This window comes from Psychrobacter sp. Ps3 (genome assembly GCF_022129275.1).
Taxonomy (GTDB): Bacteria; Pseudomonadota; Gammaproteobacteria; order Pseudomonadales; family Moraxellaceae; genus Psychrobacter; species Psychrobacter submarinus.
Window position 1 is genome coordinate 1 of record NZ_JADQAL010000024.1, and the last position, 14,241, is coordinate 14,241.

Consider the following 14,241-nt stretch of genomic DNA (forward strand, 5'->3'; position numbering starts at 1 on the left):
TTTGCTGGTATCATTAATTCCGAGCTTAAACTATGACTTTTGCAAGAGGTCTAATACATCTGCAGATCTAAGAAAACCTGAGATTACCAAATGCTGAACAGGTATGTCATATGCTTGAATATCATGCCCAAAAAAGCCGATATATCCGTCTCTAAACCAATAACCATACCAATAGAAAAATACTGTTAAGATTGATACTATAACTGGCCAACTAAAAATATTTTTCATTATTTATATCAATCTCCTAGAATATAAAAAATCTTTTCTTCTATTGGTAGAAGAAAATTTTAATTTAATAAATTCTAACGATAAAATTTATTTATTAATATTTAATATTGTATTTTTAATTCAAAATTTTATCTTGAACTATAAAAAATATATTTCTATTTTAACTAAAACCATATTTCTCTCTACGTATATTAAAAGCTGTTTCACCTCCTTCTAATATTTTGGCTGCAAGCTTTTGGACTGTGGGTACGTCGATAGCACCTTGTTGCTCAGTTAAGATTTTACCTTTATTTTCCTCAACACTAAGTACCCCAATCCATTCAGCATCTCCAAAAACTGGAATATTTGCATTATGAGTTGCGAATAAAAATTGTCGCGTTAGCTTAGCATCACGTACTTCATGGACAATGCGATCTGCAATAAATGCATTGTCCAAATTATCCTCCGGTTGATCAAGAATTAGAGGATCATTATTTTCTAGTAATAGAAGATGGAGAACTGCTGTACATTGCTGACCAGTCGATAGATCTTCAATTGAACGATAGATTGGTTGTTCTTCTTCATCATGTGTTACATTAAGATCAATTGACATAGTGTCAGGGATTATAAACTCCTCTAACTCTAATAGTTTAGATTCTGGCAAAAGGCCAAAGGCACGAACTATAGAATCTACAATACTAAATTTATTTTTTAATTCCTGTTCACCCTTGCGTATAGTAGCGGCTAAATTTGCTGGCGAAAATTCTTGGTCTTTAACCCATTCAAGTCGCCTTTCACCTATTTTATCAAGATTACATTTATTTAGAAAATCTACTAAAGCCTGTCGATCTCCTTCTGAGACTAGCTTTAGCTGTACTTTTTTAGATAATTTATTTGTCAGTCTTTTCACTAGTTTTTGCATAGCACTTGCTCTTAAACTTGACAGCTGACTTAGTTCAAGTAATAGCTTTTGACGTCTTGAATATAAATTTTTAATAGTATGTTCAATCTCTGAATATTCTTCCTGTTTAGGTTGGATTTTCTCAATTTGTGTTAACAAATCTTGATACTCAACCCCAATTTGGCTACCACTCTTACCATGAGATGAGGGAATACCTTTAAAGGTCTTCTTTAGTTGTTCGTCTTCTTCATTTATCTTGACAACTAATTCATCTTCCAATGCCTCTATCTGAATACGGGAATCTTTAATACTAATTTCCTGTTTTTCTATATACTCTAGTAACGATATGTTTAGTGCATTCACAATACCACGTTGACTCTCGAAAATTTTCGAATGAGGTAATTGACTTATTACATCATCACTTAAATAATCAATACCTTTTATATTTTCTTTGAATAGACCAAGGGAGCTCTCAACCAATTCAATTTCAGCTGAAATACGACTATTAATCTGTTTTTCTTTTTCTAACTTTGGAATAATCTCAAGCTTATCGTCAATACCAAATTTTTTGTACTGTTCGACCCGATCTTTTAATTTTGGTAACTTCTCGACTTCTTGCTCAATATCGTCTTTTTGTCGAAAAACACGAATAATAGATTCTCTATTATCTTTAAGTTTTTCTAAACATTTGGCTATATCTTCATCAAATTGTTCATAGGAATCTTTTAAAAACCTTTTTATCAGTTGTGTTCTACTACTTTCTTTTCTAGTCATATCATAAATTTCATTTTGACCATATAGCTCAATATTTGGTAATAGATCTCTAGGGTAATGAGGCGAGATATTCCCTTGGTCATCAGTTACAATAGCATCATCTCCATACCTTCTGCTTATTACAAACCTGCGACCATGCATTGCTGCAGAACGGATTGTTACCTCAACAATACCCTTTTCACTACCTAAGTTACTTTTTATAATTGATTCATGCTGTCTTTTAGCTTCAAGACCAAATGGTTCTAAATTGAGCGCGAATCTAATACATTCAATCAATGTTGACTTACCAGTTCCCCTACCTCCTATAACAGCATTTAGATGATCTGATAACTCTATATCCACCTCATCTAAATAGCCACCTACAAATTTTATTTTTTCAATTGCAGACGCATAAGTCACAGTAAAGTCTGAGTGCAAACGAACTCTTGATCCTGCATCTAAAAAAGCTTGTTTAAAAGATGAAAAGCATGGCTTAGTCATTTTTATCAAGCATGAAGCTCCAATTTTTTTAATATCTTCTGGAGTAGACACATCTGCAGAGTTTATTACTGATATTTTCCTTTCTCTTTCATAGTTTGGATCTTTATTTAGTATAACTCTTCGATAGAAGTCGCTTTCAACTCCTTTCAAATCTTCGATAGAACCAGGAATTTGTGCAGCCAATAAGTGTGGATTTAACCAAATATTGTTCATACGTTTTTTCAGGACACCGTCATCATTTGTACAGTGAGCTGCAAAAACAAAGCCACCTTGATCATTAACATACTTTATAATTTCACTAGAGGCTAACTCTACTGGAGCAGCAGTATTATCTAAATCAACTTTCAAACCACCTAAATACATTGTAAGCTGGGTTGAAGTTGTGGATTCATCAAATAAGCATACAAAATGAACTTTCTCACTTGATGCAATTTCGAATCCCGGAAATACAACAATATTGTTTTGCGAGAAAAGTTCTTTTATTGCATCAAACCCATCTACGGAACCATGATCAGCAAGACCAATTATCTTTATGTCCGCTTCAAGGGCAGCGCTGAGTAACTGGTTATTGTATTCACTTTCAGAAAGTTGCTGCTCTTGGCCTCGGTATTCGATATAACTGAATGGATTAACCTGTAGGGCACATTTAAAAAAACTTGCTTTAGTGTAAACATTTTTATTTGGATTCATTCCATTCCCCTTTAGTAACTAGCTCATAGTTAAGCACTAAAACAAAAAATTTAAATTTTATAAAGTGTTATTAAGTATTTTTAAACTCTTAATTCTTTCAAATCCTTCCCCCGCCGACACCGCTCAGAACAATACACCACCTGCTCCCAGTCTTTCTCCCACTTCTTGCGCCACGTAAACGGACGCTGGCAGACGGGGCAGGTTTTTTGCGGTAAGTTTACTTTTTTATGTGCCATAACTGCCCTACCTTATCTATTCGACCTATGAATTATCCATACCATACACAAAAATTAGAGTAGCAAGGAAAAAGAGCGCCAGTACTACGCATTGTAGGCTAAGCGATTTTGACACAGCTAATCGTATTTTTGGCGTTTGGTATCATCTTACTTTTGATGCTCTACGCCCTCATACTTCTTGATTCGACGGCATTGGTCTGAGCAGTAGACCATGCTCTCCCAGTTTTTATCCAGCTTTTTAGTCCAACTAAACTCACGCTCACAGACGGGACAGAGTTTTTTTCGGACGTTCTTTTTTTTGTGCGCCATACATTTCTCATTGGTTTATTTACGACATCAGTCACGTGTCACTATAGCCTACTACGTATCATTGCTATTAGTCACAGTGACTAGTCATAATCGTCAAATATTTTATTTAGGCGATTGAGACTGTTGACGATCAGCTTACCAGATTGATCAGTACTACTATCAATCGCGAGCTTCTCATCCATGCGCATCGTCAGTGGTGCCAGCGCCTGCTTGAGGGCATTTGCCATCAGTGTGGTCTGCTCATGGATATCAGGCGCATCGCTACCTGTGGCTTTACTATCATCATTTTTAATCAGGCTTTCGGCTAAACTACGAGACAAGCTATCCGCCATATTGTGTGCCAGTTGCTCCACGGCATCGACCAGCTGCACCATCAGCGCTTTTTGCGCGTCCTGGTTTTGCTTGAGGTACTCGCCCTCGGCTTTGTGGTCATGCTTATATATTTGTAGCAATTGGCTCACGCTTTTCTCAAAGCCATTATCGATACTATCGCTGACGACTTTGGCATTGTTAATCACGCTATCGGCGAGGATTTTTTGTGAGGCTAATTGCGCCTCTATCTGAGTCTCTAACTGAGTTTGGCGCTCCACCTCTCGTAAGCGCGCGATTTGCTCTGGATCGTTTTTGGTTAAGTACGTCTCAAACTGACGACTGATGGCATTGAAGCCACTCGCCAAGTCGACCAACTGCGCGACGATACGCGCGCCTGTATCGCCGTCTTCGCCGCCCATGGCTTTATTACGTAAGAAGTCGGCTTTGATTTGCGCCCAACGTTCTTTTTCTGCCTCAGTTAAGGTACCGCGCATCTCGCCAAGCTTGAGCAAGTTGCTTTCTGCGCCTTGGGTCAATAGCTGCGACTCGCCCAGATAGTGATCGTCTATCAGCTGGTTTAGCTCACTCTCATTCATGACCGCCGACAGCTTTTCGGTCATCTTATTCATATTACGATAACTGCCTTGTAGCTTAAATATTGGCTCGACACGATACTTATCATCTTGCGAGGCGGAGGCGATATAGGCTTGGTTGACATCCAAAATGACTGCTTGCACGGCAAACATATGACGCAAGATGGCGACAATCTCATTAATCTCTGAGGTGCTATACGGATAGGTTAGATCGCTACTTTGCGCTTGGGCGAGGTTGGCATTGTCCGTTTTAGCCATTTTAATCAGGCGATGCACATCGCTTAGGTCACGGTTTGCCAGTGGCGCGAGGACACTATTAGAAGTGAGTGCGTTTTCGATATAACTGAGGGCAAAGACGTCTTCCATACCGCTCATGATGTCGCCTAAGTTGTAGATATCGGCACGGTTGGCGAGCATGTCAGGCACTTTAAAGGCTTCGCCGCTCTCGGTATAAGGGTTACCCGCCATGACCACGCAGAACTTTTTGCCGCGCATGTCATAAGTTTTGGTCTTGCCTTGCCAGACGCCATCGATACGGCGCGTCCCATCGCCGAGTGAGATGAACTTCTGCAAAAATTCCGCGTGCGTATGCTGAATATCATCAAGATACAGCATGACGTTGTTACCCATCTCAAAGGCTAAATTTATTTTATTCAGCTCTTCTCTTGCTGTGGCATTTGGGGCTTTTTCTGGGTCTAATGAGGTGACGTCATGACCGAGTGATGGACAGTTAATCTTCATAAAGATCAGGCCAAGACGATTGGCCACATACTCCATCAAGGTGGTTTTACCATACCCTGGTGGCGATATCATCATGAGGATACCCATCAAATCCGTCCGCTTATCCTCGCCGACCGTGCCCATCTGTTTGGCAAGGTTATCGCCGATAAGCGGTAGGTAGCTCTCGTTAATCAGACGGTTACGCACAAATGAAGACAAAGGACGCGGCATAAATTCGTCCAGTCGCAAGGTTTCTTTTGACGCGTGTAATATCTCTGAGCGCATCGCCAGATAACGTCGATAGGCAGGAATCACTTGGGTGTCATGGTGATGTAAACGGTTTAAAAAGTCATCAACGGCGAAGGTTAGGCTCTGCTGATGAATACGCGAATGCTCACCCAGTAGATTATTGACTTGTATCTCAAGCGATACCTTGCCCGTGTGACGCGCAAAGCTTTGCACTTGATTAAGCGGGTTATTGATACTGGTCAGTGACGTTGATGATGACGCTGAAGGTGAGGAGAACGACAAGGTGGAAGCGGCATTAGCTGTGCCTTTATGCGCGCCGCCTTTATCAAAACTCGCGCCCGAATCAATGAGTCGTTGTACCAAGGCTTCACGCTGAGCATCATTTAACTGGGTAAGTAAAACGGCAATCGCCTCAGGCACATAATGACGACCGCTTTCTAGCTGCTGCTTGCGTAGTGCCTCTTTTTCTTGACGTTCAGCCAGCTGCGCTTCACTGAGCGCCTCGCCTGCCTCATTCAGGCCATCATCTGCTACGTTAGCCGACTCACTATTACTGTAAGTCTTATCAAGCAGTGCATGAAACCATGTGGCTAGTAGCTCGTAGGCTGATTTGGGTTGGAAACCCAGCTTACCAATTGAGGACTGTAGCTGCGCAAAACTGGCCGTATTTTGCATACTGACGGGCGAGCTACTCAGCGTTTGGCTTAGCTGCTCACACAGCTGCTCGGCCTGCCTACTGGTTTGCCAGTTTATTGTGTTATATGCGGCGGCATTTGGTTCTGCTGACTGACCCATGACACTGACTAAATATTCGCAAGCCAGCTGCACGTAGCTAGGTTTAAAGATATTGGTATTATGAATATCGCTGGTCGTTGAGTCTGACTCTGACTCCAATGCAGCGCCTGATGGCTGCTTAGCATCATGACTACTACCAATACGTTCGTCACGATAGGCTGTGACAAAACGGTGCATCACTTGGCTCATATCCTCGACCAGTAAGGATTTGGCAGTGTCGCTACCAAGGGCACGGCGCAACTGCTCGGCGGTCGCCGCTCTATCCGTCCAGTTGCTCGCGCGAGTCAGCACAGATTCGTTCAGCCAATTGTCGTAGCCAAATTGACGTAGGCTGTCTAAACCCAGCGCTTGTACGATATTTAACTGCCAATAGAATAATTGCGCCAGTGCGCGGACTTGCGGGGTATAAATCAGTAGCCCGGCCTCACGCAAGGTCGGTAGTATCTGCATCAATAGTAGCGTGGCATCATGGTCATGAATGCCTTTGTCAAACCCAAGCTGATAGCGCGGGGTTGCGTAGGCTTTGACCAGTTTTGCCAGCGGACTGTCATTATCAATATCACCATTGACGTCCAAAGTAATGACGGTTTCGTCGTATGCTTGGTAGAGACGCGTTTCGGTCAGACCGTCTTGACTATTTTTGGCACTCTCGATGATGCTATAGGCCAAGTACTCGGCGCGGTATACCTTGTCGGACTCGGAGGCGATATTCATCTCCCAATACGGACGTAAAGCATTTAACTCAGCGTTGTTAAGTACTTCATAATAGTCAGTGCCCGTCAGATGCAAATTGAGCACACGCGTGCCATCTGATTGCTGACGACTGAGTAAGGTTAAGTCTAGCGGTTGGGTGTTGACCGAAAAGCGATGCTTGCCAAGCTTGATGATCTGACCGCCATCTTCGAATAAGTCCGATTTGTCTTTTAGACTCTTATAGCTTTCAACCTGAATGGCTTTTAGGCGCGCATCAATGTCATCGGCTTTGACGCTAAAGCCCATCGCCTGTAACTCTTTTGCGATGTTGCGGACTTTTTGCACCAGACCATCTGACGCAAAGTACGTATTGAGCGCTTCTTCCTCGGTAAAGCCCGTGACGCCTGTGCTTTGCGTGCGCTTTTTAATACTCTCAAGCATCCGCAGCGCGCCATCGCCTAGGTTTTGCGCTTTGCGATTGCGGGCATCAAGCAGTTGCTGCTTATGATTTTCAAAAGTTTCGTAAATCTCTTCACGTTTACTGATGATATCGGCTAAAAACTGATCGCCGCTATTGGTCTCAGGATCCGCGAACTGGCTTTCTAATTCCTCTAACTGCACGAGTAGCTTTGCCATTTGCTCATCTGATTTCTCAGGCGTATTGGCAATGGATAAAGCATTGGCAATCGATTGTCCGAACAGCTTAAACTGCGCGCCAAATTGCGCGACCGCTTCAGCCGATCCTAAGTTTTTGCGTTTATGATTGAGCTTGGCTTTGCTCTGGTTGAGGCTAGCATAAATAGTCGAGATGTCATCGATGATTTGGGTGCGTACCGTGGCATCAGCAACATCCAACGTACCGAGCAGCTCGGTCAATAAATCTAACCCTTGCGCCGTATCGTCAATTTTATCCAGCACTGGCTTTAATTCAGCATTGGTCTCCGCCGTGTTTAAGCGCTCACTGACATCGACCAATATCCCTTCGTAGCTTGATAGCGCTTTATCACCGCTTAAAAACAGTACGGTTTTTTCGGCAAGATCGCTTTCTGCTTCTTCTAGCTGCGCTTGTAACGCTTCTAATTTATCGCTGTCTAAATAACGCAAATCCTCTAGGCTAACCAAACGACCTTTTTGTCGTCTTAATGCCGACAGCTGATCGACATAGTCACTGGCAGACTCAAACGTCGTGACCCGTATCAGCCGCAAAATCTCATTTTGCTGAGATTCGGCATCGGCAAGCGCGGTTTGGGTTTGCTTTTGGATACTTTGTACTTTGGCAAACTCATCAATGACCATCTCAGCGGTCGCCGTCACTTCTTTAATACTACTGGCGACGTCGCTCAGCTCAGGCTCAGACAGCCAGTAGTAGCTATCAAAGAGGCGACTGGTATTGTCCGACAGCTCTTCATAGAGTTTTTGCGACACGCTTTGATTGTCGATTAGGCGGGTAATGCTATAAAGATCTGAGATACCGCGCACTAGCTCTTTGTTGCCGATTTTGCCATAGAAGCTCGTGCTTTCAGGCAATTCGCTCACATACTCAGGCGAGGCGTAAGGGGTGTGCCATATCTGCATCGGATGAATGCGCGACGGCTCGCTTTGGTCGCTAAACAGCACCAAGCGACCATTGTCTGCCAAGGCCATACCATTACAATAAATCGGGTTTGCCAGCTGTTTTTTGATCAGATTATAAGGGAATAATCCCGTGATGCCCAACTCTCTGTCATAAAATAAGAAGAGAACGTCTTCACCATTTGTCGAGATAATCTTGCGCTTAAACTTTAGGTTTTTGGCACCGACACTATTGGCATCGAACAGCTTATACTCGCCCGTCTGTAGATAATACCCACCCGGAAATATAATGCCGTGATCTTCGGGCAACTGTACGCAGGACTGGCCAATCGCATCCAAACGCAGCACCGCTTCGGTCAAGGTGTTATAAACAAAGTAACGATAACTGTCCTCGCGGTAAGGCAATATTTTGAGGAGGATTAAGCTACCGACTTTGGCATAAGCAATTTCAGCATCGGTGAGCGACTGGGTACGGTCATTAACAGGCTCGCTATAGATACCATTCCCTGACTGGGTGTTGTCCTCAATCTTGATGGTCAAATCGCCGCCAACCGTTTCCACAAATATCGTGTCCAAGATATTCATGTGCGGATATTTGCCATTGATCATCTGCTCACGCGTGGTCTCTATCCACTCAAAATCATAAGCAGGTGGTAGCTCAATATCGCGCTCACCGCGATTGTCGACATAAGCCACTTGCGCCGCCTCTGGTGTGCCTTGGCTAAAATCTAATGCAAAACGAAACACGCGAATATCGGTGATGCGCTCACCGATTTGGAACGCCATGAGCAGCTTGCTGTCTTTCACGGTTAGCTGAATCAGGCGTGTTTGCTTGTAATAGCGATAGAGCTCATTGAAGTCTTGTACAAAAGCATCTTGATCTAAAAAAGTGCCTTTTAAATCGACCTCTTCGAGCTGATACTCTTGTTCTGCACTATCACCACCAACATTGCCCTGCGGACTCTCATCGCTGTCGCCTTTATCAGCAGGGTCTATCAAGCGATATAGCGACAATACATCCTTGACATTGCTAGCGCGCTTTAGCCCCATAAATACGTTATAGCCAAACAGCAGATAGTCGCCAACTTGCACCATATCCTGCGCCACACAGTTATGCTCGGTACGGATGCGCGTGCGAGCGATCACCTGCATCTGAGTACTGCCGAACTCCGTCAGGCGTGCAGCATTTAGTTTGGCGGTCAGTTGCTCTAGACGGCTACCTTGCTCTGTCAAGCGTTTTTTGATGAGCTCATAAGCATTACCGGCGGCCACTGCCTGATCGGTTTGAGTTGCTTGGTTCGCGTTAGGATCACTGTTGCTATCTGAATTGGTTTGGTTTTGCGTGTCCGCCATCGTTGCTCGTCCATTTCTATATTTTGGCAATAAGGAATCATTGAAGGTAAAGAAGCGCTTGGCTAATCTAAAAAATCGCATCACTTCTACTGATTTTTTAGATTAGCCAACTCATCATAAACAATGAGTTGGCTATCGCGCTTTAACACGCTTAGCGCGAATGAGTCATAGCTAGCACGCTGCGACCTAAATGACAGCATGCTTATAAATGCAACGTACTTATAAATACTGACATGTATACCAGTCGCACATCACTTAAGCAGTTCTGTCATCATTTGACTGGTTCGCTTTCATGACTTGGTTCGCCATGACCCCATTGATGATACCGCTTAACGTGTCTGACTTACCCGCTAGACCATCAATGGCTTTACCGATAGACAATGATTTGGCAAAGTTATCAAAGAAATGCGCTTCACCGCCGACGATATCGATTTTGGCTTTTTGTAAGGCTACTGCCAAGACTTCGGCGTTTTCTTTGGCAATCTCTTTACCTGCATCAATAGAAGCCATCGCTTCTTGTAGCGCGGTCTCAAGCCCCATACGGAACTCCTCGTGCTCACGAGCCTCTTTACTCATGCTGCCCATGGCGTTGAACTTCTCGACCAGACCATCTGCTTCAGCTTGGAAGTGCGCACGAGTGACTTCGGCTTTTGCCAGTCCAACGTCACGCTCGGCCTTGGCGTTTGACTCACCGCGAGCGGCGATAACTTCAGCATTGGCCATACCGACATCACGTTCGGCTTTGGCATTAGACTCACCGCGAGCCGCGATAACTTCGGCTTCAGCCATGCCTTTTTCACGGTCTGTTTGAGCCTGAGCCTGTCCCGTCGCTTTGATGACATTGGCTCTCGCAATACCTTCTTTTTCAAGCGATACTGATTTGGCTTCTTGAATCGCGGCTTCAGCAAAGCCGTGCGCTGACTCTTCTGCTTTGATACCTTCTGCCATCTTGATTTTTGCTTCGGCATCTTTCGCAGAGGCTTCCAGATTGGCATTGGCAAGCGTGGTAATCTCGACGGCTTTATGCTTCGCTGACAGCTCTTCAGCTTCGGCTTTTTTCACCTGGCGCACTTTGAGCTCTTCAGCATCTGCTTCCGCCGCCAGTACGCGTGTTTGCTTAGAGCGATCCGCTTCGCTGACTTCACGAACTTCTTTGATACGTTCTTCTTCTTGCGCCACGGTTTTGTCGACCGCGATACGCTCACGAATGACGTTGGCGATTTCTTTTTTCTCAAGCTCAATCGCGCGCTCAGCTTCGATCTTTTGTAAGTCAACTTCACGCTCACGCGAGACAATTTCTAGATCGCGAGCACGCGTGACTTTTTCTTCTTCGATGACCACAGCGCGCAGACGGTTCTGACCCGCCACTTCGATTTCGCGTTGCTGATTCTCACGCTGAATCGCCACATCTTGCTCTACCATGATGATGGCGGTTTCTGACTTTTTGCGTTCTTCTTCTTCAATCTTGCGAGTTTCAGCGGTTTCACGAGCGATGACTGATGAGATTTCACGCTTTTGTTTGGCTTCGGCATCGGCTTGTTGACGCTCTAGCTCCAGCATTGCCTCTCGGGTTTCGACGTTCTTTTTCTTAACCGCTAGCTCTTCGTCACGCTCAAGCTCATTGGTAATGACATTTTGAAAAGCCGTGAGCTGAGTGATCTTTTTGATACCCTCAGCATCTAGGATATTGCTGGAGTCCAACGATACTTTTGGCGTTTGCTCTAGATAGTCAATCGCCACATCTTCTAAGACATAACCGTTCAGATCGTTACCGATTTCTTGGACGATACTGTCACGGAACTGACTGCGGTTTTCGAACAGTTTGACAAAATCAATCTGCTTACCGACCGTCTTTAACGCTTCAGAAAACTTGGCATTGAATAGCTCATTGACCGCGACTTTATCAGACGCTCTCTCTACGCCAACGGATTTGGCAACTTTGAGGACGTCCTCTTCGGTTTCATTCACTCGCAGATAAAATGCGACTGTGATATCGGCACGCATGTTATCCGCGCAAATCAAGCCTTCTTTACCGCGTCTGTCCACCTCTAAGGTGATCAGCGAGATTTTCATCAGCTCTTTTTTGTTGATGACAGGCCAAACAAACCCGCCATCAAAGCGCACGGCGATTTTACTCACCCCGTTGATAATGAGTGCTTTGCCTTGCTCAACCTTCACATAAAAGGCTTTGAGCATCAAAAGTGCGACCATCATAAAAACAAACGCCAGCACCACAACCACGCCGACGATAATGAGTTTGTCCATATCCATTCCTTTAATTAAAACATTCCAAGCGAATTTAAAACCCTTGCTCTATTTACTAAATGCTTATTTTTTATCTGTTATTAAGCCACCATTTACTGACCAATATCTTTGATGAGCATTATTTGTCTTCAACAGGCGTGACTCGGTAAGTGTTGGCATCATCTAAATACGCTACCAACACGACTTTATCGCCTTGTTTTAACTGATTGTCACTCATATCTGAGCGAATCTTGAGTATCAAGCCTGCGCCGCCATCATTGAGTACTGCCTCTCCATGCTTGTCAGTCACGCTCAGCGTACGCACCACAGCGATTTTGCTGATATTACTAGAAGCATTGCGTTTAGGGATTTTGGCGATATTTTTACGAATTGGCGAGATAATAAGACCAGTTAGCCACATCGATATCACCAAAACAAAGACCAGTGCCCCTGTACCAAATACATAATACAAAATGCCTGAGTCAACGTTTTGGTGCAAAAAGCTGGTGTATAGATAGCTTAGTAGCCAACCGATTAAGCTTATGAGACTGAGTATGATGATAAGAGGAACACCATAAAGGCCAAACTTGAGCATAAGACCGGTAAAAAACCCCGTTGAAGATAGGTTTGAGACATCTGCCTCACCACCTACGTCACCGCCTACATCCCCAAGATCGACGCTATCCATATCTGCCAGACCAAGCAAAGAGACGACCCAATACAAGGTCACAAACATCACAAGCCCCGTAAAAATAATCGTGGGATATAAACTGATATTAGTAATAAATACTAAAAAAGCCTCTTGCATGACATCTCCTCTCCCTTTGCCTACTTAATCTAGTATCTTAATGACCCAATTACATAATTTGGTATGACATGAATGACTTTTGCTCGACTTAATGCCGTTATATTTATATTTTTAGAATTAACTTATGTTTCTCTGTTAATGATTATATATACATTTCATTACATAATATATAGCTGTGTCAATCAGCGGCCCCATATCGGTGAGCGTACGACCCCACCATTTTGACTATTGATAGCATAGCTCATATTTCCTGAGAGCGAATGAATCACCAAATCTCCACCTTTTTGACGTCCTAAACTTTGACCGCCTACTTGCCCGCTGATTTTTGAATGACGCGTTGGATAGACTGCATACTTGCCAGAAGGAGATAGACGAGCCGGCTCATCGAGACCAGTCTCTGCAAGATTGATCACTTGTCCAGTCGTCAGCGTCATGACAGCAGCCTTGCGGCCATTTAGATAAGCCATACGCTGACCATCCACACTGAGCTGAGGACTGGCGACATAGCCATTTGTCGGTACAGATACGGATTTACCAGTCGCGAAGTGATAGCGATAAATACGGGGACGACCTGCACGGACTTTGTCACTGGTATAGACAAAGCTTTTGCCGTCAGCGGCATAGCTGGGCTGTACCTCAGTGCTCGGTAGTGTCGTTAATTGCTCAGTTTTCCCATCACTTAGGCGCATCTTATAAATATCAGCATTGCCGCCGACCGTTGAGCTATAGAGCAGATATTGACCATCAGGTGAGAATGACGCTGACATATTACTGCCTTCAGCATTGACCACCAGATTGCGCGTTTTACTGCTTTTATCATACATATATATTTTAGGATGCTCGCGCGGTGCTTGTTTGCTATAAGCGAGAAGTTGCCCATCAGCTGACCACGCTGGCGCATAGATATAGCCTGTGATCTGATCAATGCGCTGACGATCACTGCCATCAGGACGGATACTATAGAGTGTCGATACTTTGGCGCTTCCTACCCCTTGCTCTTCTACATAAGCAATGTGTCCTTGACGATCGATGGCAGGCATAGCAGCAGTTAACGGGTTACTATCCACTACTATATTGTTCGGCTTTTTGATTTCAGTGCTAGGCAATGTCTGACAGCCAGTGAGAGCTGCCAATATAGCGATCGTCGTCGCCCCTTTTATCATGATGTTATTCGTGGTTGGTTTCGACATAATGGTTTTAGACATAAAGTAGTATCCAGTGAAATCTATAAGACATAACAGCAGCTTTACGCTAGTGTAGCGCAAAGTTCGACAAACTTCGGATAAAAAAAGGCCCCACATATGA

The 14,241-nt window shown here is 44.0% G+C and carries 7 protein-coding genes; all 7 read right to left on the reverse strand.

All coding sequences use genetic code 11. The features are described from left to right. Positions 1-388 precede the first annotated feature (388 nt). A complete protein-coding gene (locus I3248_RS08470; RefSeq protein ID WP_238063292.1) occupies positions 389-3,052 on the reverse strand; it encodes a TrlF family AAA-like ATPase in 2,664 nt (887 codons plus the stop codon). Positions 3,053-3,132: 80 nt separating this feature from the next. After that, complete coding sequence (locus I3248_RS08475; RefSeq protein WP_238063293.1) at positions 3,133-3,288, reverse strand: DUF2256 domain-containing protein; 156 nt, start codon at positions 3,286-3,288, stop codon at positions 3,133-3,135. A gap of 147 nt (positions 3,289-3,435) precedes the next feature. Next, positions 3,436-3,597 carry a DUF2256 domain-containing protein gene (locus I3248_RS08480; RefSeq protein WP_075106903.1) on the reverse strand — a complete coding sequence of 54 codons (162 nt, stop codon included), beginning with the start codon at positions 3,595-3,597 and terminating at the stop codon, positions 3,436-3,438. A gap of 80 nt (positions 3,598-3,677) precedes the next feature. Continuing rightward, positions 3,678-9,884, reverse strand: a complete 6,207-nt coding sequence (locus tag I3248_RS08485; protein WP_238063294.1) for a DNA repair ATPase — start codon at positions 9,882-9,884, stop codon at positions 3,678-3,680. 255 nt (positions 9,885-10,139) lie between these two features. Beyond that, a complete protein-coding gene (locus tag I3248_RS08490; protein ID WP_238063295.1) occupies positions 10,140-12,149 on the reverse strand; it encodes a hypothetical protein in 2,010 nt (669 codons plus the stop codon). Between the two features lie 118 nt (positions 12,150-12,267). Further along, positions 12,268-12,936 (reverse strand): hypothetical protein, encoded by a 669-nt coding sequence (locus I3248_RS08495; RefSeq protein WP_238063296.1) that lies wholly within the window; start codon positions 12,934-12,936, stop codon positions 12,268-12,270. Positions 12,937-13,118: 182 nt separating this feature from the next. Further along, the gene (locus I3248_RS08500; protein WP_238063297.1) at positions 13,119-14,141 is read right to left on the reverse strand and encodes a Xaa-Pro aminopeptidase; all 1,023 of its coding nucleotides are present in this window, start codon (positions 14,139-14,141) and stop codon (positions 13,119-13,121) included. Positions 14,142-14,241 lie beyond the last annotated feature (100 nt).

Bases quoted from the DNA above. Each gene is read 5' to 3' on its own strand.
- I3248_RS08470 (WP_238063292.1), bottom strand. From the start codon at position 3,052: ATGAATCCAAATAAAAATGTTTACACTAAAGCAAGTTTTTTTAAATGT.
- I3248_RS08475 (WP_238063293.1), bottom strand. From the start codon at position 3,288: ATGGCACATAAAAAAGTAAACTTACCGCAAAAAACCTGCCCCGTCTGC.
- I3248_RS08480 (WP_075106903.1), bottom strand. From the start codon at position 3,597: ATGGCGCACAAAAAAAAGAACGTCCGAAAAAAACTCTGTCCCGTCTGT.
- I3248_RS08485 (WP_238063294.1), bottom strand. From the start codon at position 9,884: ATGGCGGACACGCAAAACCAAACCAATTCAGATAGCAACAGTGATCCT.
- I3248_RS08490 (WP_238063295.1), bottom strand. From the start codon at position 12,149: ATGGACAAACTCATTATCGTCGGCGTGGTTGTGGTGCTGGCGTTTGTT.
- I3248_RS08495 (WP_238063296.1), bottom strand. From the start codon at position 12,936: ATGCAAGAGGCTTTTTTAGTATTTATTACTAATATCAGTTTATATCCC.
- I3248_RS08500 (WP_238063297.1), bottom strand. From the start codon at position 14,141: ATGTCTAAAACCATTATGTCGAAACCAACCACGAATAACATCATGATA.